An 18,468-nucleotide genomic window follows, 5' to 3' on the forward strand; every position below is an offset into this window, starting at 1 on the left:
CCGGCCGGTCCAGGTGCGTAGTCGCAGGGACGTAGCCGCAGGTCAGGCGGCAGGTGCGCCGCTGCCCGCGACGATCTCGGGGCGCAGCAGGTCGGCCAGCCGCTCGGCCGGCAACAGGCCCTTCTCCAGCACGAGTTCGGCCACGCCCCGGCCGGTGGCGAGGGCCTCCTTGGCGATGTCGGTGGCGGCCGCGTACCCGATGTGCGGGTTGAGCGCGGTGACCAGGCCGATGGAGTTCTCGACGGTCGCGCGCAGCACCTCGGTGTTGGCGGTGATGCCGTCAACGCAGCGCTCGGCCAGGGTGAGGCAGGCGCGCCGCAGGTGCGTGATGCTCTCCGACAGGGAGTGCAGGATGATCGGCTCGAAGGCGTTGAGCTGGAGCTGTCCGGCCTCGGCCGCCATGGTGATGGCGACGTCGTTGCCGATCACCTCGAAGGCGACCTGGTTGACGACCTCGGGGATCACCGGGTTGACCTTGCCCGGCATGATCGACGAACCGGCCTGCACGGGCGGCAGGTTGATCTCGCCGAGGCCCGCGCGCGGACCGGAGGACAGCAGACGCAGGTCGTTGCAACTCTTGGAGATCTTGACCGCGACCCGCTTGAGCACACCGGACATCTGGACGAAGGCGCCGCAGTCCTGGGTGGCCTCGACCAGGTTGGCCGCGGTGACCAGGGGCAGCCCGGTGATCGCGGCGAGGTGCCTGCGGGCGGCCTCGGCGTATCCGGCGGAAGCGTTGAGGCCGGTACCGATGGCCGTGGCGCCCAGGTTGATCTCATGGATCAGCTCGACGGCCTCGGCAAGACGGCTCCGGTCCTCCTCGATCATGACGGCGAACGCGGAGAACTCCTGGCCGAGCGTCATCGGCACCGCGTCCTGCAACTGTGTACGGCCCATCTTGAGCACGTCACGGAACTCGACCGCCTTACGGGCGAAGGAGTCCTGGAGCACGGACATCGCCTTGAGCAGGCCGCGGACCGCGAACACCGTCGCGATCTTGACGGCGGTCGGGTAGACGTCGTTGGTGGACTGCCCGAGGTTGACGTCCTCGTTGGGGTGCAGGTACCGGTACTGCCCCTTCGCGTGCCCGAGCAGCTCCAGCGCGCGGTTCGCGACGACCTCGTTGGCGTTCATGTTGGTGGACGTGCCCGCGCCGCCCTGGATGACGTCGACGACGAACTGGTCGTGCAGCTTGCCGTCCCGGATCTCCCGGCAGGCGGCGACGATCGCGGCGGCCTTCTCGGGCGCCAGCAGGCCCAGCTCCTCGTTGGCGAGGGCGGCGGCCTCCTTGACGGCGGCGAGGGCGTCGATCAGGTGCGGGTAGGCGGCGATCGGGGTGCCGGTGATGGGGAAGTTCTCCGTCGCGCGCAGGGTGTGAACACCCCAGTACGCGTCGGCCGGTACGTCGCGGTCGCCGAGCAGATCGTGTTCGCTTCGGGTGGGCGCGGTCATGAGGTACGGGTCCTCTTTCTGAGGGGGTGAGGGTGAGCGCGCCCCAAAGGGGCGCGGGGCGTTATCGATATGCGGCTACCGCCGCGCGGGCGCGACCAGCCACAACGGACCCGCAGATCGAATACGGCCGAACCAGCGGAGCTACACGCAAGCGGTGAACGGAACCGGATCAAGCGCACGCACCGGACGCACGTATCCCACCGGCTCCCCACCCCCGAGCAGCGGCTCGCCCGCGAACTCGGCAAGCAGAGCCGGGTCGACACCGGCCCGGGACAGAGCTGCCGCCGAAACCGGAATCCGCGCCCGGTTCGCCCCGTCGGCGATCTTGACGGCGATCGCACGGCCGTCGGGCAGCGCGGCCACCTGGACGCCCTCGAAGCCGTCCTTGGCGAGCAGCCCCGGCACGGCCCGCATCAGCGCGAAGACATCCCGGCCGGAGCCGGAGGCCATCTCCGCGTGCTCGCGCATCGCGTCGGCGACGCGGGCCTCGGGCGTACCCGGAGCGGCGGTGGTGATGCGGGCGACGGCGCGGGCGAGGCCGTGCAGGGAGATGGAGAACAGCGGCGCGCCGCAGCCGTCCACCGTCACCTGGGCCACCTGCTGCCCGGTCAGGTCCTCGACGATCTCGGCGATGGCCTGCTGCAGGGGGTGGGCCGGGTCCAGATAGTCGTCCAGGGACCAGCCGTTGAGCTTGGCGGTCCACAGCATCGCCGCGTGCTTGCCGGAGCAGTTCTGGGCGAGGCGGGAGGGCAGCCGGCCCTCGCGGACCCAGGCGTCCCGCACGGCCGGGTCGTACGGCATGTCGGGCACGTTGCGCAGGTCGTCCTCGGTGAGACCGGCGAGTTCGAGGATCCTCCGGGTGCCGGCGAGGTGGCGCTCCTCGCCGGAGTGGCTCGCGGCGGCCAGCGAGAGCAGGTCGCCGTCGAGCGGCAGCCCGGCCCGCAGCATGGCCACGGCCTGGACGGGCTTGATGGCCGAGCGCGGGTAGAACGCGGCCTCGATGTCGCCGAGCTGGAACTGGACCTGGCCGTCGGCTCCGAGGACGACGACGGAACCGTAGTGGATGCCCTCGACGACCCCGCCGCGGATGAGGTGGGCGACGGGGGCGTGGAGGGGCTCGCGGACGAGGGGTGGGTCCGCAGGGGAACTGCTGTACATCACTGCCTGCTTGTCAGGGAGCGCCGTGCGGGTCACGCATCGGCTCCGGTAGTGGACTTGCGCGATATGCGCCCGCGGATGGCGTACCAGCCCGCGACCAGCGCTGCGACGATCAGCGGCAGGCACAGCACGGTGGTGCGTGCGGCGCCGCCGTCGGCGTACATGAGGACCAGGACGGAGGCGAGGAACGCCAGCGTCACCACTTCGGTCCAGGGGGAACCCGGCAGCCGGTAGGAGGGCCGGACCAGTTCGCCCTTCTGGGTCTTCTGCCAGAAGAGCAGGTGACAGAGCATGATCATGCCCCAGGTGGCGAGGATGCCGATCGCCGCGAAGTTCAGGACGATCTCGAAGGCGTCCGCCGGGACGACGAAGTTCAGGCCGACGCCGAGGACACAGATACCGCTGGTCAGCAGGATCCCGCCGTACGGGACCTGGGTGCGGCTCATCCTCGCGGTGAACTTCGGGGCCGAGCCGCTGACCGCCATGGAGCGCAGGATGCGGCCGGTGGAGTACAGGCCGGAGTTGAGCGAGGACATGGCCGCGGTGAGCACGACCAGGTTCATCACGCCGCCCGCCGCCGGGACACCGATGTTGGACAGGACCGTCACGAAGGGGCTCTCGCCGGCGCTGTACTTGTTCCAGGGCAGGAGCATCGAGAGCAGCACGACGGAGCCGACGTAGAACAGGCCCACGCGCCACATGATCGAGTTGATCGCCTTGGGCATGATCTTCTCGGGGTTCTCGGTCTCACCGGCGGCGACGCCGACCAGCTCGACGGAGGCGTAGGCGAAGACGACGCCCTGGATGATCAGCAGCATGGGCAGCAGGCCGTTCGGGAAGATGCCGCCGTTGTCGGTGATCAGGGACGGGCCGGGGGTGCCGCCGTCCACGGGGTGCTGGGTGACCAGCAGGAAGATGCCGATGCACATGAAGACCACCAGCGCGCTGACCTTCACGATCGCGAACCAGAACTCCAGTTCGCCGAAGATCTTCACCGAGATCAGGTTCACCGTGAGGACCACGGCCAGGGCTATCAGCGCGATCACCCACTGCGGGATGTCGGAGAACATGCCCCAGTAGTGGGTGTAGGTGGCCACCGCCGTGATGTCGGCGATGCCGGTGGTCGCCCAGTTGAGGAAGTACATCCAGCCCGCGGTGTAGGCGCCCTTCTCGCCCATGAACTCCCGGGCGTACGAGACGAAGGCGCCGGAGGACGGGCGGTAGAGCACGAGTTCGCCGAGCGCGCGCACGACGAGGAAGGCGAAGACGCCGCAGACGGCGTACGCGACGAACAGGGAGGGTCCGGCGTCGGCGAGCCGGCCGCCCGCGCCGAGGAAGAGGCCGGTGCCGATGGCACCGCCGATCGCGATCATGTTGACGTGCCGGTGCTTCAGGCTCTTGCTGTAGCCCGCGTCTCCGGCGTCTACATGGGTGGACGAGGGGCGCGTCTCGTCTTTGAGGTGCTGCTCGCTCACGCCTCGGGTCCGCCTTCCGTGGGGAGGTCCGTGCGCCCGGGGCGCACGATGTGGGTGAGGGTCGTCTCGACGCGGTCGAGGTGATGACTCATGGCCTCGACGGCGTCGTGCTCGGAACCGTCGATCAGCGCCTCGACGATCGCCCGGTGCTCGCGGTTGGACTGCTCGCGGCGCCCGCCCAGCTCGTTGAGGAAGGCCGACTGACGCGCCAGTGCGTCACGGATCTCCTCGATGACCCGGCGGAAGACCGGGTTCTGGGCGGCCTCGGCCACGGCGAGGTGGAAGAGGCTGTCCATCGCGACCCACGCGGTGGTGTCCGTCTCCCGCTCCATGCGGTCGAGGAGGTGGGCCATGTGGTCCAGGTTCTCCGGGGTGCGGCGCACGGCCGCGTACCCGGCGACCGGGATCTCGATGTGGCGGCGCACCTCGAGCAGGTCGCTGGCCGCGTAGTCGCCGAAGGTGGGGTCCTCGACGGCGTTCGCGACGACGAAGGTGCCCTTGCCGGTCCGGGAGACCGTCAGGCCCATCGTCTGCAGGGCGCGCAGCGCCTCGCGGAGCACGGGCCGGGACACCTCGAGGGTGCGGCACAGCTCGGCCTCGGAGGGGAGTTTGTCGCCGATGCCGTACTCGCCGCGCTCGATGGCGGCGCGGAGGTGGCCGAGGACGGCTTCCATGGCGCTCACGCGCCGCGGGGCCGGGCCACCTGTCTGGCTGTCTGACAGGTTCACGGGAGCGATCCTGCGGGTTGCCGGCGGGAACTGTCAAGGCGTCGCGTAAGAAAACATTCACGGGGCGCGGCGCCTGAATGCAGGCATCCGCGCCCCGTGGGCGGTTCGAGGGTCGATCAGCTGCTGAGCGTGCCGGTGGCGAGCAGGCCGAGGAGGGCGACGCCGATCACGATCCGGTAGATCACGAACGCGTTGAAGGAGTGCTTGGCGACGAACTTCAGCAGCCAGGCGATGGAGGCGTAGGCGACCACGAAGGACACGATCGTGCCGACGGCCAGCGGGGCGGCGCCGACGCCCGCGCCGAGGGCGTCCTTCAGCTCGTAGATGCCGGCGCCGGTCAGGGCCGGGATGCCGAGGAAGAAGGAGAGGCGGGTGGCGGCGACGCGGTCCAGGTCGAGGATGAGCGCGGTGGACATGGTGGCGCCGGAGCGGGAGAAGCCGGGGAAGAGCAGGGCGAGGATCTGGGAGCAGCCGACCAGCATCGCGTCCTTGAAGGAGGTGTCGTCCTCACCGCGCTTGTGGCGGCCCATCTGGTCCGCGGCCCACATCACGCCGGAGCCGACGATCAGGGAACCGGCGACCACCCAGAGCGAGGCGAGCGGGCCGTCGATCAGCGGCTTGGCGGCCAGTCCGACGATGACGATCGGGATGGTCGCGGCGATCACCCACCAGGCGAACTTGTAGTCGTGGTGGTAGCGCTCCTCGGGCTTGGTGAGGCCGCGGAACCACGCGGAGACGATCCGCTTGATGTCCTTGAAGAAGTACACGAGCACGGCGGCGATGGCGCCGACCTGGATGACGGCGGAGAACCCGACGACGGACTTGTCGTCGACCGGGATGTCCATGAGCCCCTCGGCGATCTTGAGGTGGCCGGTGGAGGACACGGGGAGGAACTCGGTCACCCCCTCGACGACTCCGAGGACGACGGCCTGACCGACGGAGATGGCGCTCATGCGGATCCAGTTCTGAGAAAAATTGGTCGACAGTGCTGTAGACAGTACTCACTATGCCCGGCCGTACGCCAAGCGCCTAGCCCCACAGGGCCCCGGCAAGGGACACACCCGCGAAGGCCGTTGCGAGCCCCGCCACCACGCTGGCGACGGCGTTGGCGGCAGCGTAGAGCCCCGCACCGGCCTCGGTCAGCCGCAGGGTCTCGTAGGAGAAGGTCGAGTACGTCGTCAGCGCCCCGCACAGCCCGGTGCCGATCAGCAGTTGCAGGTGCGGACCTGCGACTCCGGCGGACACGGCACCGGTGAGCAGGCCCAGGATCAGGCAGCCCGTGACGTTCACCACGAAGGTGCCCCAGGGGAAGAGCGAGTCGTGCCTGGCCTGGACGGCCCGGTCGGTGAGATAGCGCAGGGGTGCGCCGACCACGGCCCCCAGGACGACCAGCAGCCAGTTCACAACGACTTCTTACCCTTCGGTTCCGTCCCGCCCGGGCCGGGTGCACGCCCCACATACCGGATGACCTCGCACTTCTCCAGCGTCACGAGGCCTTCGCCGACCAGCTCGTCCAGCTGCGGCAGGAAAGCCCGGACCCGCTCCTCGGTGTCCACCACGACGATCGCCACGGGCAGGTCCTCGCTCAGGGACAGCAGCCGGGTGGTGTGGATGCGGGAGGAGGCGCCGAACCCCTCGATCCCCCGGAAGACGCTGGCCCCGGCCAGCCCGGCGGCGCGGGCGCGGTGCACGATCTCGGTGTAGAGGGGCTTGTGGTGCCAGGTGTCGTCCTCGCCGATGTAGACGGTCAGCCGCACGGCCCGGCCGGTGAGTGAGGTCATCGCTGCCTCCGGGTGAGCACCAGGCGGGCGGCGACCGAGGCCAGCCACACCGCCGCGAGGGCCGCGAACAGGGTCGCGGCAAGATAGGCCAGCCCCGTGCGGGGGTGGCCGGTGTCGACCAGCCTGCGGATGTCGACGGCGTAGGTGGAGAAGGTGGTGAAGCCGCCGAGCACGCCGGTGCCGAAGAAGGGGCGTACGAGGCGGTGGGCGGCCCACACGTCGGTGATCAGCACCATGAACACGCCGATCACGGCGCAGCCGACGACATTGGTCCAGAAGGTCACCCAGGGGAATCCTCCCAGGGGCGTGGGCCAGGCCAGGGTCAGCGCGTAGCGGGCCGTCGCACCGAGGGCACCGCCCGCGGCGACCACGGCGACGACGGGGGCCTGGGTACGCCACTGCGCCCGCCGCGCGGGTGCGGGGCGGGCCTGCAGGCTCTCGGCTTCCGGGACTGTCATGCTCGTACTTCTCCTACTCGCCGGGGCCCGGGGCACACGGGCGCCATGCCGTCGCAAGTAGGGACCGTTGGCGGCGCCTTCACCGCGGTTCGGATACGGCGGGCCCCACCGCCGCGCCGCGCAGGATGATCGCGGCCGCGGACCAGGGTAACGCCGGCGGCGCCCCGACCGCACACGCGGCCGCGGCGGGCGGCCGCCGAGCACCTCGGAGTGACTCAGTGTGCGGGCTCGGGCAGGGCGCAGACCGCGATGCCCCGCTCCCACACGCTGCCCAGGATCAGGTGACCGGAGGCCTCGCAGACGCTGGTGGCCATGCGGTAGCCGGAGCGGCGACGGGTGAGGTGCTCCAGGACGCGGCCGTCGTCGTCGACGGCGAGGACGCCGACGGTTCCGGCGGGCCGGTAGGGCGCGCGGACGGCGACTCGGGCGGCGGCCCGGCGCAGGGCCGCGGGACCGCGGTGCAGGAGGTCGAGCGGGGGTACGCGCGGGCCGGCCAGGGCCACCCGGATCGGGCCGGCCTTGCCCGCGCGCCCGAGGTTGTCGGGCATGCCGGGCAGGTCGTCGGCGAAGGGTTCGTGCCGCCCGGACTTCGGCCCGGTCAGCCAGTAGCGGGTCAGTCGGTACGCGCTGGTCTCGGCGACGACCAGGAAGGACTCGTCGGCGGCGGGTACGAGGCCGTTGGCGAACTGGAGTCCGTCCAGCAGTACTTCGGGCCGGTCGCTGCCCGGCGCGAGGCGCAACAGGCGGCCGGTGCCGGTGTGTTCGACCACGTCCCCGATCCAGTGCTCCAGCGGGTAGCGGCGGCTGGAGACGGTGAAGTACACGCTGCCGTCGGACAGGGCGACGGCGTTGCTGCAGAACCGCAGCCGCTCCCCCGCGACCGCTTCGGCGAGCACCTGGACGCGGCCGTCGTCCAGACCCACGCGCAGCAGTCCGCGGTCGGCGTCGCACACCAGGAGGGCGCCGTCCGGCAGGAGTTCGAGGCCCAGCGGCCGCCCGCCGGTCTCGGCGAGCACCTCGACGCGGGTGGCCGAGGGGTCCGCGATGCCGTCGATGCGCAGGATCCGGCCGTCCGCCACGCCGGTGAGCACCCGGCCGCGGGAGTCGGCGACGACGTCCTCGGGACCCTCGCCGCCGACGGCGACGTACCGGTGGACGACCAGAGGAGTGGGAGGGGTCATGCGCGCCTGCCCTTCGAGGTCGACGGTGCTCCATCGTCCCAGCGTCTGCCGCGTGCCGGGGGATGTCGGCGAAATCGCCGCCGACGACGTCGGCCCCGGTTCACCAGCCCTTCTCGAACATCCTGGCCACCTCGGCGATGCGGACCTCGTCGCGTCGGTAGTGGGTGCGGCAACGGATCCGGCGGGTGCGGAGCAGGCCGATGCGGCTGAGGAAGTCGAGGTGGGCGGCGGCGGTCCGGCGGGAGACGCCGAGCTTGACGGCCACCGCCCGCGCGGTGACTCCGGTCTCGGCGAGGTCGCCGCGGCGGCGTCCTGACGGGAAGTGGGCGGCCGGGTCCTTGAGCCAGTCCAGGATGTCCCGCCGCATGCCGCCCGTGGGATTCCTCATCATCCGTCCCGCCTCCGTTCCCGGCCTCCTCGTGCGCCGTGTTCCCACTCTCGCGCAGCCGAAGCCGTTCCGTACGGGACTCCGCGACCCTTGTCCGGTATCGAACGGCCGTTCCCGCCGGTCCCGTTCACGGAAACGGGGAGGGGCCCGGCCGTCCCCTTACGGCCGGGCCCCCGTCAGGGGTGGTTCAGCGGTGGCTGAACCACGACATGGAGGACAGCGCCTTGTCGTCGTAGCCGAACAGGGCCTGGTTCTCCCAGCCGTTGCCGGAGGTGGCGTCGGTCGGGTCCCAGCCGTTGCCGGTGACCGCGGTCCAGGTCGCCTCCCAGTAGAAGACGCCGAGGCCGCGGCCGTTCGGGACGGCCTCCACGATGCTCGCCACGTCGTTCATCCACTTGGCCTGGCCGGCCACGCTCGCGGGGTAGCCGGAGACCAGCTCGCCGGTGGTGTCGATCTGGTTGACCAGCGAGTCGTCGCTGTCCAGCCGGAAGGGGTAGGCGGTCTCGGCGACGAACACCGGCTTGCCGTAGCGGGAGGCCGCGTCGTCCAGAGTGGTCTGGAAGTCGGAGAGCGGGCCGTGCCAGTAGCCGTAGTACGACAGGCCGATCGCGTCGAACTTCACGCCGCTCGCGACCGCGTTGTCGAACCACCACTCCGTTCCGGCCTTGTCACCGCCCTTGGCCAGGTGCAGCGCCACGACCGTCGACGAGTTGACCGCCTTGACGGCGTCGTAGCCCGAGTTGATCAACCCGGCGAGCTGGCTCCAGTTGTCCGTCGATCCCTCGGACCACAGCATGCCGCCGTTGATCTCGTTGCCCACCTGGACCATGTCGGCGGTGGTGCCCTGGGCCTTCAACGCGTTCAGCACGTCGTACGTGTGGTTGTACACGTCCGTCTTGAGCCGGCTGTACGAGTGGCCCGCCCAGGCGGCCGGCTTGGTCTGGGCGCCCGGGTCGGCCCAGGTGTCCGAGTAGTGGAAGTCGACCAGCAGCTTCATGCCGGCCGCCTTGACGCGCTTGGCCATGGCCAGGACGTGGGCCTTGTCGTTGAAGCCGTCGGCCGGGTTCACCCAGACCTTCAGCCGCGCGTAGTTCATGCCGGCGTTCTTCAGGACGGTGACGGCGTCGCCGGTGCTGCCGGAGCTGGTCTTGTACACCCCGCCCTTGGCCTCGCTCTTGGCGAGGGAGGAGATGTCGGCGCCATGGATGGACGTACCCGCGGTGCCGGACGTGAAGGACAGGTCGTCAACGTTGATCCAGTTGCCCGCGTTCGCGTCACTGTTGATGCTGATGGTGCACTGGTTGTTGGTCACCTTGATCGGCGTGACGATACGGATCCACCCACTGGACGAGATCGGCAGATCCGTGCGCTGCTCGGTGCTTCCGCAGTTCTTGAGCGCTATGTAGGCCGAGTTCTGCCCGCCGCCGGAGCGGACCCACGCGGTCAGCGTGTAGGTGCCGTTGGTCAGCCCGGAAAGGTACTGGTACGTCTCCACCTTGTACGCGGATGACGAGTAGTGGGTCAGGCGGTAACTCCCGCCGTGGCCGCCGGACTCGGTGTACGAGGCGCCCGTGTCGCCGTACTCGGACCAGCCGGTGGGCACGGCCACGCCGGAGCCGTCGGACTCGAAGCCGCCGTTGGTCAGGGTGCTCTCGGCCCGGGCACTCTGGGCGGGCAGGGCGGTGAGAGCGAGCCCGGCCGCGAGCGGCAGCAGCAGGGCCCTGATGGTGCGTCTGGGATGGAACATCGTCGTCCGTCGTCCCTTCGACGTAACTGGGTCGGGGGTGTCCTCCGGTGGGGGCCGGAGGAGAACCCCTCCGCCCGCGGCTCTCGTGGCACACGCGGACGGAGGGGAGCCTGCTCAGCCGTCGAGTCGTACGACCCGCACGGCCCCCGCCGGGACCGCCAGCCGGCCCGCGGCGCGTTCACCCGTCAGCAGCTCGGTGCCGGGCGCGTCCAGCGGCACCTTGGCGTCGCCGGTGGTGTGGTTGATCGCGAAGAGGTAGGTCCCCGACTCGCCGCTGCGGCGCACGACCTCGACGTCACGGGGCAGGTCGGTGCGCGGGGCGAGCCCGGCGTCGTCGGCGGCCCGGCCGACGAGCGCGTACAGGCCGTGGGTGTCGAGGCGGGTGGAGACGTACCAGGCGGTGCCCTCGCCGAGCCGGTGCCGGGTGACGGCCGGGCGGCCGGCGGTGAGTCCGTCGGCGTACGTCCACACGGTCGCGGCACCGCGCGGCACCACGAACTCCGTCCACACGTCCCCGGTCAGCTCGGCGCCGTCGGGACCGGTCAGGCGCACCCGCTCGTCCCGCAGCAGCGGCGAGAACTCCTCCACGGTCAGACCGAGGACGTCGCGCAGCACGCCCGGGTAGGCGCCCTCGTGCACGGCGTCGTGCTCGTCGACGATGCCGGAGAAGTACGACACCACGAGCGTGCCGCCGTTCTCGACGTACTCCCGGACGTTGTTCCCGGCCGCCTCCGTCATCAGGTACAGGGCCGGTACGACGACAAGGGGATACCTCGACAAGTCGGCTTCCGGGTGGGCGAAGTCGACCGTGAGGTGGTGGTCGTAGAGGGCCTCGTAGAAGGAGTCGGCGCGTTCGCGCGGGTCGTGGTCCTCGCTGGGCCGCCAGGAGAGGTTCTGCGCCCACCAGGACTGCCAGTCCCAGAGCACGGCCACGTCGGCCTCGGTGCGGGTGCCGCGGACGGTGCTCAACGAGTCGACGGACGCCCCGAGTTCGACCACCTCGCGCCACACACGTGTGTCGGTGCCGCCGTGCGGGAGCATCGCCGAGTGGAACTTCTCGGCGCCGCGCCGGGACTGGCGCCACTGGAAGAACATCGCTCCGTCGGAGCCGCGGGCCACGTGGGCGAGGGAGTTGCGGGCCATCTGGCCGGGGGCCTTGGCGGGGTTGCGAGGCTGCCAGTTGACGCCCGAGGTGGAGTGTTCGAGCAGCAGCCAGGGGGTGCCGCCGGCCACGGAGCGGGTGATGTCCGCCGCCATGGCGAGGTTGACGTGGGTGCGGCGACCGTCGGTGATCAGGTAGTGGTCGTTGGTGACGAGGTCGACCTCGCGGCCCCAGGCCCAGTAGTCCATGGAGTCGCACTGGCTGAGGGCGGTCATGAAGTTGGTGGTCACCGGGACGCCCGGCGAGAGGCGGTGCAGGATGTCCCGCTCGGCGCGGAAGTTCTCGCGGATGGTGGCATCGGCGAACCGCCTGTAGTCCAGCGCCTGACCCGGGTTGCCGACGGTCGGTGTCGCGCGCGGCGGGTTGATCTGCTCGAAGCTCGCGTAGCACTGGCCCCAGAAGGCGGCGCCCCAGGCCTCGTTGACGCCCTCGACGGTCCCGTAGGTGTCCGCGAGCCAGCGGCGGAAGTGGGCGGCGCAGGAGTCGCAGTAACAGGCCGAGACGGGGACGCCGTACTCGTTGTGCACGTGCCACAGGGCGAGCGCGGGGTGGTCGCCGTAGCGCTCGGCGAGCTTCGTGGTGATGCTCGCCGCGGCGGAGCGGTAGGCGGCGTTGCTGTGGCAGATCGCGCCGCGCGAGCCGAACTCGTAGCGCACGCCCTCCGCGGTCACCGGCAGCGCCTCGGGGTGCTCCCGGTAGAACCAGGCGGGCGGCACCACGGTGGGCGTGCCCAGGTCGACGCGGATGCCGTTGTCGTGCAGCAGGCCGATGACCCGGTCCAGCCAGCCGAAGTCGTACGCACCGGGTGAGGGCTCCAGCAGGGCCCAGGAGAAGATCCCGACGCTGACCATCGTGACGCCGGCCTCGCGCATCAGCCGGACGTCCTCCTGCCAGACGTTTTCCGGCCACTGCTCGGGGTTGTAATCCCCACCGAAGGCGAGCCTGGTGAGGCCCCTGGGGCTGGTCTCCGGCATGGATCTCTCCCGTGAAATCGATCATTTGGGAACGTGCACACACAGCGGCGGCGGTGCGAGCCCAACATAACCGCACAGCAACAACCATTGACAAGTGTCCGAGGTGTTTCTCTACTGTGAACGCTCACAGAAGCATGGCAGGGGTTCTCGCCACCCGAGGACCCGAGTCATGTGAACGTGCACATCTGCATGGCAGGTCCCCGCAGCGGGCGGGGACCCAGGTCAGGGGAGAGATCCATGCCGCACACGAAGCGCCGCCGCCTCGTGACATCCGCCGTCGCCGTCGCGCTCGGCGCCACCGCCCTCACCGCCTGCGGCTCCGGGGACGACAGCAAGGCCGAGTCCGGCCCGGTTTCACTGACGTACTGGACCTGGACGCCCGGCATGGACAAGGTCGTCGACCTGTGGAACAAGGGGCCGGGCAAGAAGGACAAGATCACCGTCACGGCCAAGAAGCAGGCGGGCGGCGACACGCTGATCACGAAGATCCTCACCGCGCACAAGGCGAAGAAGGCGCCCGACCTGGTGCAGGCCGAGTACCAGGCGCTGCCGACCCTGGTCAGCAACGACGCGCTGGCCGACATATCCAAGGAGGTCGGCGACGCCAAGAGCAAGTTCGCCGACGGCGTCTGGCAGCAGACCACGCTGGGCACGGACGCGGTGTACGCGGTGCCGCAGGACATCGGCCCGATGATGTTCTACTACCGCGAGGACCTGTTCAAGAAGTACGGCCTCAAGGTCCCCACCACCTGGGAGCAGTTCGCCGAGACCGCCCGCGCGCTGAAGAAGAAGGCGCCGGACAAGTCCCTGACCACCTTCTCCGCCAACGACTCCGGCCTGTTCGCCGGTCTCGCCCAGCAGGCCGGCGCCAAGTGGTGGACCACCTCCGGCGACAAGTGGAAGGTCGCCATCAACGACGCGGCCACCCAGAAGGTCGCCAAGTTCTGGGGCGGCCTGGTCAAGGAAGGTGTCATCGACAACCAGCCGATGTACCAGCCGGCCTGGAACAAGGCGCTCAACACCGGCAAGGAGATCGCCTGGGTCAGCGCGGTGTGGGCGCCGGGCACGCTGACCACGGCCGCGCCGGACACCAAGGGCAAGTGGGCCATGGCCCCGCTCCCCCAGTGGTCGCTCGACCAGGACGTCACCGGCAGCTGGGGCGGCTCCTCCACCGCCGTCACCACCGACTCCCAGCACCAGGCCGCCGCCGCGAAGTTCGCCGCCTGGCTGAACACTGACGGTGACGCCCTGAACGCGCTGGCGAAGGAGGGCGGCATCTACCCGGCCTCCACCTCCGCCCAGCTCAGCGGCGCCTTCTCCAACCCGCCGGCGTTCTTCTCCAACCAGCCGGACTTCTACACCAAGGCCGCCGACATCGCGAAGACCACGGCGCCGTCGGCGTGGGGCCCGAACGTCAACGTCGCCTACGCGACCTTCAACGACGCGTTCGGTGCCGCCGCCAAGAACAAGTCGGACTTCGGTGCCGCCCTGGACAAGATGCAGGACGCCACGGTCGGCGACATGAAGAAGCAGGGCTTCGGGGTTTCTCAGTGACCAGCACCGCAAGCCGGAGGTCGTACGGGGTCAAGGGGGCCCCGTACGCCTTCCTTTTCCCCGCCACGATCCTCTTCGCGCTCTTCTTCGCGCTGCCCATCGGCTACGCGGTCTGGCTCAGCTTCCGCAAGGTGCACGTCTCGGGGCTCGGCCTCGGCGCGGGCGCCCGTAAGGAGGTCTGGGCCGGCTTCGAGAACTACTCCGAGGCCTTCCAGGACAGCGAGTTGCTGCACGGCGCGCTGCGCGTCCTCGGCTACGGCTGCATCGTCGTCCCGGTGATGCTCGGTCTCGCGCTGCTGTTCGCGCTGATGCTGGACACCGACCGGGTGCGGCTCGCTCCCTTCACCCGGCTCGCGATCTTCCTGCCGTACGCCGTCCCCGGTGTGGTGGCCGCGCTGATGTGGGGCTTCCTGTACCTGCCGGACGTCAGCCCCTTCTACTACGTGCTCGACAGGCTGGGCCTGCCCCAGCCGGACCTGCTCGACGGCAGCCCGCTGTACCTCGCCCTGTCGAACATCGCGGTCTGGGGCGGCACCGGCTTCAACATGATCGTCATCTACACCTCGCTCCGGTCCATCCCGGCCGAGGTGTACGAGGCGGCGAAGCTGGACGGCGCCACCCCGCTGCAGATCGCACTGAAGATCAAGATCCCGATGGTGGCGCCCTCGCTGGTGCTGACCTTCTTCTTCTCGATCATCGCGACGCTCCAGGTGTACAACGAGCCGACCACCCTCAAACCGCTCACCAACTCCCTCAACACGAGATGGAGTCCGCTTATGAAGGTGTACCAGGACGCCTTCCACCGCGGCGACATCTACTCGGCCGCCGCCGAGGCGACCCTGATCGCGCTCGCCACCCTGGTGCTGTCGTTCGGGTTCTTGCGGGCGGCGAACCGTCGTAACAGGCAGGAGGAAGCACGATGAGTTCTCTTGCCGTGCGCAAGGCCGCCCCGGCCGCGGGCACCGCCCCGGGTACGGCGCAGGGCGCGCCGCTGCGCCGCCGGATCGCCCTGGTGCCGACCGTCACGCTACTGATCGGCGCGATCTACACGCTGCTGCCGGTGGCCTGGGTGGTGATCGCGTCCACCAAGTCCGGGCACGAGCTGTTCTCCACCTTCACCTTCCTGCCCGGCACCGGTTTCACCGGCAACATCAAGGACCTCAACGCCTACCGCGACGGCATCTACTGGCAGTGGATGGCCAACTCCGCGCTGTACTCGGGTCTCGGCGCCCTGCTGTCGACCGCCGTCTCGGCGTTCAGCGGCTACGCGCTCGCGACCTACCGGTTCCGGGGCCGCGAGACGCTGTTCAGCGTCCTGCTCGCGGGCGTGCTGATGCCGCCGGTGATCCTCGCCGTCCCGCAGTACCTGCTGCTGGCGAAGGCCAACCTCACGGACTCCTATCTGTCCGTGCTGCTGCCGCAGATCCTCTCCCCGTACGGCGTCTACCTGTCCAGGATCTACGCGGCCGCCGCCGTCCCCTCCGACGTGGTGGAGGCCGGGCGGATGGACGGGGCGAGCGAGTGGCGGATCTTCACCCGGATCGCGCTGCCGATGATGATCCCCGGCATGGTCACGGTGTTCCTGTTCCAGTTCGTGGCCGTGTGGAACAACTTCCTGCTGCCGTTCATCATGCTCAGCGACGACGAGCGGTTCCCGCTCACACTGGGTCTGTACACGCTGCTGGAACAGGGCTCCAACACCCCGGCGCTGTACACGCTGGTGATCACGGGCGCGTTCCTCGCGGTCCTCCCGCTGATCGCGCTGTTCCTGGTCATCCAGCGATTCTGGAGCCTGGATCTCCTCTCCGGAGCCGTAAAGTCATGACCATGAGCAATTCGGGGGGCCGGCGCAAACCGCCGACGATCCACGACGTGGCGCGCGAGGCAGGGGTCTCACGGGGCACCGTCTCGCGCGTGCTCAACGGTGGGCACTACGTCAGCCCCGCCGCGCAGGAGGCGGTCAACGCCGCCATCCGCAGAACCGGGTACGTCGTGAACCGGCACGCCCGCTCGCTGATCACCGGACGCTCCGACTCGGTCGGCTTCCTGCTGACCGAGCCGCAGGAGCGGTTCTTCGAAGATCCCAACTTCAACGTGCTGCTGAGCGGTTGCACGCAGGCGCTGGCCGGGCACGACATCCCGCTGCTGCTGATGCTGGCGGGCACGAAGGACGAACGGCGGCGCATCACGCGCTACATCACGGCCGGGCACGTCGACGGGGTGCTGCTGGTCTCCAGCCACTCCGGTGATCCGGTCGCGGAGGAGCTGCGGGAGGCGGGTGTGCCGCTGGTCGCCTGCGGCAAGCCGATCGGCCTCGGCTCGAAGGTGAGTTACGTGGCCGCCGACGACCGCGACGGCGCCCGGGACATGGTGCGGCACCTGCTGTCGCTGGGCCGGCGCCGGATCGGTGTGGTCACCGGCCCGCTGGACACCCCGGGCGGGGTGGAGCGGCTCGCCGGGTACAAGGAGGTGCTCGCCGAGGCGGGCGTCGAGGTGGACGAGCGGCTGATCGTCCCCGGCGACTACAGCAGGGCCAGCGGTGAGGCGGGCGCGGAGCGGCTGCTGGCGCAGGCCCCGGACCTGGACGCCGTGTTCGTCGCCTCCGACCTGATGGCACAGGGCGTACTGGCGGTGCTGCAGCGGGCGGGCAAGCGGGTGCCGCAGGACATCGCTGTCGGCGGATTCGACGACTCCCCCGCGGCGACCGCCGTCACCCCGGCGCTCACCACCATCCGTCAGCCGTGGGACCGGATCAGCTCCGAGATGGTGCGGGTGCTGCTCGCCCAGATAGGCGGCGAGGACCCGGCCGCGGTGATCCTCCCAACGGAACTGGTGCGCCGCGAGTCGACCTGAGGACGCCCGGGCTGGTCAGCGCTGCCCCGCTCTGACCAGCCCCGTCTCATAGGCGAGGACGACCGCCTGGGCGCGGTCGCGCAGCCCCAGCTTGGCGAAGATCCGGGCCACGTGGGACTTGACCGTGGCCTCGCTGAGGGTCAGCTCGGCGGCCAGTTCGGTGTTGGACAGGCCGCGTCCCATCAGGGTCAGCACCTCCCGCTCGCGGGGTGTGAGGGCGGCCAGGTCGGCAGGGACGGCCTGGGCGGTCCGCTCGGCCTCAACCGCGTACCGCTCCACCAGGCGCCGGGTGATCTGCGGCGCCAGCAGGGCGTCGCCGGTGCCTACGAGCCGTACGGCCGCCGCCAGGTGCTCCGGCGTGACGTCCTTCAGCAGGAAGCCGCTGGCCCCGAACGACAACGCCGTGTACACGTACCGGTCCAGGTCGAAGGTGGTCAGCATCAGCACCCGGCAGTCCGGGGTCTGCTCCAGGATGCGCCGGGTGGCCTCCAAGCCGTCCATGGTCGGCATCCGGATGTCCATGAGCACGACGTCCGGCGAGAGTTCACGGGCGGCGGCGACCGCCTCGATGCCGTCGGCGGCCTCGCCGACCACCTCGATGCCCCGGGCGGTGAGGATCAGCCGGAAACCGGTCCGGATGAGCGTCTGGTCGTCGGCGATCAGGACGCGGGGCGCCCGCTCGGGCACGTGCCCGGTCACGGGCGGTCCAGGGGTATGCGGGCGCGGACGCGGTAGCCCCCGCCGAGTCTGCGCCGGGCGTCCAGGTCTCCGCCGTAGACGGCGACCCGCTCGCGCAGTCCGAGCAGACCGCGCCCGGTGCCCGCGCCGTGCGGTTTCGGTGCGGCCGGTGCGGTGCCGGTCAGCACGCTGGGGCCGGTGTTGAGCACCTCGACGCGCAGGGCGTGGTCGGCATAGCGCACGGTCACCTCCGCCTTGCCGCCGTCGCCGTGCCGGAGCGCATTGGTCAGGGCCTCCTGGATGATCCGGTAGGCGGTCACGTCGACTCCCTGGGGCAGCGGGCACGGCTCGCCCGAGATGCGGACCTCGACCGGGAGGCCGGCGAACGATATCCGGTCCACCAGGTGACCGAGCCGGTCGAGGCCGGGCTGCGGGGCGAGGGGCGTGCCGGGGTCGTCGGGGCGGGCCGGGCCCGGGTCGGTGTCCTCGCCGTTCTGCGCGGGCGCCAGCAGCCCCAGCAGGTGTCTGAGGTCGGTCATCGCGCCCCGCCCGGCGTCCTCGACGGCGCGCAGGGCGGTCGAGGCCTCGTCGGGCATGGTGCCGAGCACCTCGCGGGCGGCGCTCGCCTGGACGACCATGAGGCTGACGTTGTGGCTGACGATGTCGTGCAACTCGCGGGCGATCCGGTCGCGTTCGGCCGCGATCGCGGCCTCGGCGGCGCTCTCCCGCTCGCGCTCCAGCAGCCACCCCCGCTCCCCGACCGCGGACTGCCACCTGCGCCGGGTGTGCACCAGCGCGGCCGTCAGCGCCAGGACGGCCGCGCACGCCACCGCGAGCGCCGCCGCCAACACGTCGTTCTCCCCCATGGCTCAACTCTCG

Annotated in this window: 18 protein-coding genes; 4 read left to right on the forward strand and 14 right to left on the reverse strand. The window is 70.4% G+C overall.

The window, feature by feature from the left end:
* Nucleotides 1-42 precede the first annotated feature (42 nt).
* The 12 genes from aspA to ACFY3C_RS30325 form a co-directional block, all read right to left on the reverse strand.
* Entirely contained in the window at nucleotides 43-1,452 is a 1,410-nt protein-coding gene (gene aspA / locus ACFY3C_RS30270) for an aspartate ammonia-lyase (protein ID WP_386575459.1), read from the reverse strand.
* A 141-nt stretch (nucleotides 1,453-1,593) separates the two neighbouring features.
* A complete protein-coding gene (locus ACFY3C_RS30275) occupies nucleotides 1,594-2,610 on the reverse strand; it encodes an asparaginase (RefSeq protein ID WP_390773011.1) in 1,017 nt (338 codons plus the stop codon).
* Between the two features lie 32 nt (nucleotides 2,611-2,642).
* The gene (locus tag ACFY3C_RS30280; RefSeq protein WP_390773012.1) at nucleotides 2,643-4,085 is read right to left on the reverse strand and encodes an amino acid permease; all 1,443 of its coding nucleotides are present in this window, start codon (nucleotides 4,083-4,085) and stop codon (nucleotides 2,643-2,645) included.
* A complete protein-coding gene (locus ACFY3C_RS30285; RefSeq protein ID WP_386575520.1) occupies nucleotides 4,082-4,759 on the reverse strand; it encodes a FadR/GntR family transcriptional regulator in 678 nt (225 codons plus the stop codon). The genes ACFY3C_RS30280 and ACFY3C_RS30285 overlap by 4 nt, the downstream gene beginning before the upstream one ends.
* Nucleotides 4,760-4,929: 170 nt before the next feature.
* The gene (locus ACFY3C_RS30290; RefSeq protein WP_386575455.1) at nucleotides 4,930-5,766 is read right to left on the reverse strand and encodes an undecaprenyl-diphosphate phosphatase; all 837 of its coding nucleotides are present in this window, start codon (nucleotides 5,764-5,766) and stop codon (nucleotides 4,930-4,932) included.
* A 76-nt stretch (nucleotides 5,767-5,842) separates the two neighbouring features.
* Nucleotides 5,843-6,217 (reverse strand): fluoride efflux transporter CrcB, encoded by a 375-nt coding sequence (crcB, locus tag ACFY3C_RS30295; RefSeq protein WP_386575454.1) that lies wholly within the window; start codon nucleotides 6,215-6,217, stop codon nucleotides 5,843-5,845.
* Complete coding sequence (locus ACFY3C_RS30300; RefSeq protein WP_390773013.1) at nucleotides 6,214-6,594, reverse strand: DUF190 domain-containing protein; 381 nt, start codon at nucleotides 6,592-6,594, stop codon at nucleotides 6,214-6,216. The genes crcB and ACFY3C_RS30300 overlap by 4 nt, the downstream gene beginning before the upstream one ends.
* Nucleotides 6,591-7,052 (reverse strand): fluoride efflux transporter FluC, encoded by a 462-nt coding sequence (locus tag ACFY3C_RS30305; protein WP_390773014.1) that lies wholly within the window; start codon nucleotides 7,050-7,052, stop codon nucleotides 6,591-6,593. The genes ACFY3C_RS30300 and ACFY3C_RS30305 overlap by 4 nt, the downstream gene beginning before the upstream one ends.
* A gap of 215 nt (nucleotides 7,053-7,267) precedes the next feature.
* On the reverse strand, nucleotides 7,268-8,233 hold the full coding sequence (locus tag ACFY3C_RS30310; RefSeq protein ID WP_390773015.1) for an SMP-30/gluconolactonase/LRE family protein: 966 nt from the start codon (nucleotides 8,231-8,233) through the stop codon (nucleotides 7,268-7,270).
* A gap of 100 nt (nucleotides 8,234-8,333) precedes the next feature.
* Nucleotides 8,334-8,624 (reverse strand): ArsR family transcriptional regulator, encoded by a 291-nt coding sequence (locus tag ACFY3C_RS30315; RefSeq protein WP_390773016.1) that lies wholly within the window; start codon nucleotides 8,622-8,624, stop codon nucleotides 8,334-8,336.
* Between the two features lie 184 nt (nucleotides 8,625-8,808).
* Nucleotides 8,809-10,368: a glycosyl hydrolase 53 family protein gene (locus ACFY3C_RS30320; protein WP_390773017.1), complete on the reverse strand. Its 1,560-nt coding sequence runs from the start codon at nucleotides 10,366-10,368 to the stop codon at nucleotides 8,809-8,811.
* 114 nt (nucleotides 10,369-10,482) lie between these two features.
* Nucleotides 10,483-12,504, reverse strand: a complete 2,022-nt coding sequence (locus ACFY3C_RS30325) for a beta-galactosidase (protein ID WP_390773018.1) — start codon at nucleotides 12,502-12,504, stop codon at nucleotides 10,483-10,485.
* A gap of 237 nt (nucleotides 12,505-12,741) precedes the next feature.
* On the opposite strand from ACFY3C_RS30325, the gene ACFY3C_RS30330 reads away from it, so the two are divergent.
* The 4 genes from ACFY3C_RS30330 to ACFY3C_RS30345 are packed head-to-tail and all read left to right on the forward strand — an operon-like array spanning nucleotide 12,742 to nucleotide 16,911.
* Nucleotides 12,742-14,058: an ABC transporter substrate-binding protein gene (locus ACFY3C_RS30330; protein ID WP_390773019.1), complete on the forward strand. Its 1,317-nt coding sequence runs from the start codon at nucleotides 12,742-12,744 to the stop codon at nucleotides 14,056-14,058.
* A complete protein-coding gene (locus tag ACFY3C_RS30335) occupies nucleotides 14,055-14,981 on the forward strand; it encodes a carbohydrate ABC transporter permease (protein ID WP_390773020.1) in 927 nt (308 codons plus the stop codon). Before ACFY3C_RS30330 ends, ACFY3C_RS30335 begins: the two co-directional genes overlap by 4 nt.
* Nucleotides 14,978-15,883, forward strand: coding sequence for a carbohydrate ABC transporter permease (locus ACFY3C_RS30340; protein WP_390773021.1), 906 nt, complete (start codon nucleotides 14,978-14,980; stop codon nucleotides 15,881-15,883). Before ACFY3C_RS30335 ends, ACFY3C_RS30340 begins: the two co-directional genes overlap by 4 nt.
* The gene (locus ACFY3C_RS30345; RefSeq protein ID WP_386575442.1) at nucleotides 15,880-16,911 is read left to right on the forward strand and encodes a LacI family DNA-binding transcriptional regulator; all 1,032 of its coding nucleotides are present in this window, start codon (nucleotides 15,880-15,882) and stop codon (nucleotides 16,909-16,911) included. The genes ACFY3C_RS30340 and ACFY3C_RS30345 overlap by 4 nt, the downstream gene beginning before the upstream one ends.
* Before the next feature lie 15 nt (nucleotides 16,912-16,926).
* On the opposite strand, the gene ACFY3C_RS30350 is transcribed toward ACFY3C_RS30345, so the two are convergent.
* Both ACFY3C_RS30350 and ACFY3C_RS30355 read right to left on the reverse strand, forming a co-directional pair.
* Nucleotides 16,927-17,610, reverse strand: a complete 684-nt coding sequence (locus tag ACFY3C_RS30350) for a response regulator (protein ID WP_390773022.1) — start codon at nucleotides 17,608-17,610, stop codon at nucleotides 16,927-16,929.
* Nucleotides 17,607-18,455 (reverse strand): sensor histidine kinase, encoded by an 849-nt coding sequence (locus tag ACFY3C_RS30355; RefSeq protein WP_390773023.1) that lies wholly within the window; start codon nucleotides 18,453-18,455, stop codon nucleotides 17,607-17,609. Before ACFY3C_RS30355 ends, ACFY3C_RS30350 begins: the two co-directional genes overlap by 4 nt.
* Nucleotides 18,456-18,468 lie beyond the last annotated feature (13 nt).

The sequence above is a fragment of the Streptomyces sp. NPDC001410 genome (genome assembly GCF_042895235.1).
GTDB lineage: Bacteria > Actinomycetota > Actinomycetes > Streptomycetales > Streptomycetaceae > Streptomyces.

What these genes read in the sequence shown, in the direction of transcription:
- ACFY3C_RS30290 (WP_386575455.1), bottom strand. Translation starts at nt 5,766, where the DNA reads ATGAGCGCCATCTCCGTCGGTCAGGCCGTCGTCCTCGGAGTCGTCGAG.
- ACFY3C_RS30275 (WP_390773011.1), bottom strand. Translation starts at nt 2,610, where the DNA reads ATGTACAGCAGTTCCCCTGCGGACCCACCCCTCGTCCGCGAGCCCCTC.
- ACFY3C_RS30315 (WP_390773016.1), bottom strand. Translation starts at nt 8,624, where the DNA reads ATGATGAGGAATCCCACGGGCGGCATGCGGCGGGACATCCTGGACTGG.
- ACFY3C_RS30300 (WP_390773013.1), bottom strand. Translation starts at nt 6,594, where the DNA reads ATGACCTCACTCACCGGCCGGGCCGTGCGGCTGACCGTCTACATCGGC.
- aspA (WP_386575459.1), bottom strand. Translation starts at nt 1,452, where the DNA reads ATGACCGCGCCCACCCGAAGCGAACACGATCTGCTCGGCGACCGCGAC.
- ACFY3C_RS30305 (WP_390773014.1), bottom strand. Translation starts at nt 7,052, where the DNA reads ATGACAGTCCCGGAAGCCGAGAGCCTGCAGGCCCGCCCCGCACCCGCG.
- ACFY3C_RS30325 (WP_390773018.1), bottom strand. Translation starts at nt 12,504, where the DNA reads ATGCCGGAGACCAGCCCCAGGGGCCTCACCAGGCTCGCCTTCGGTGGG.
- ACFY3C_RS30340 (WP_390773021.1), top strand. Translation starts at nt 14,978, where the DNA reads ATGAGTTCTCTTGCCGTGCGCAAGGCCGCCCCGGCCGCGGGCACCGCC.
- ACFY3C_RS30310 (WP_390773015.1), bottom strand. Translation starts at nt 8,233, where the DNA reads ATGACCCCTCCCACTCCTCTGGTCGTCCACCGGTACGTCGCCGTCGGC.
- ACFY3C_RS30285 (WP_386575520.1), bottom strand. Translation starts at nt 4,759, where the DNA reads ATGGAAGCCGTCCTCGGCCACCTCCGCGCCGCCATCGAGCGCGGCGAG.
- ACFY3C_RS30345 (WP_386575442.1), top strand. Translation starts at nt 15,880, where the DNA reads ATGACCATGAGCAATTCGGGGGGCCGGCGCAAACCGCCGACGATCCAC.
- ACFY3C_RS30330 (WP_390773019.1), top strand. Translation starts at nt 12,742, where the DNA reads ATGCCGCACACGAAGCGCCGCCGCCTCGTGACATCCGCCGTCGCCGTC.
- ACFY3C_RS30320 (WP_390773017.1), bottom strand. Translation starts at nt 10,368, where the DNA reads ATGTTCCATCCCAGACGCACCATCAGGGCCCTGCTGCTGCCGCTCGCG.
- ACFY3C_RS30355 (WP_390773023.1), bottom strand. Translation starts at nt 18,455, where the DNA reads ATGGGGGAGAACGACGTGTTGGCGGCGGCGCTCGCGGTGGCGTGCGCG.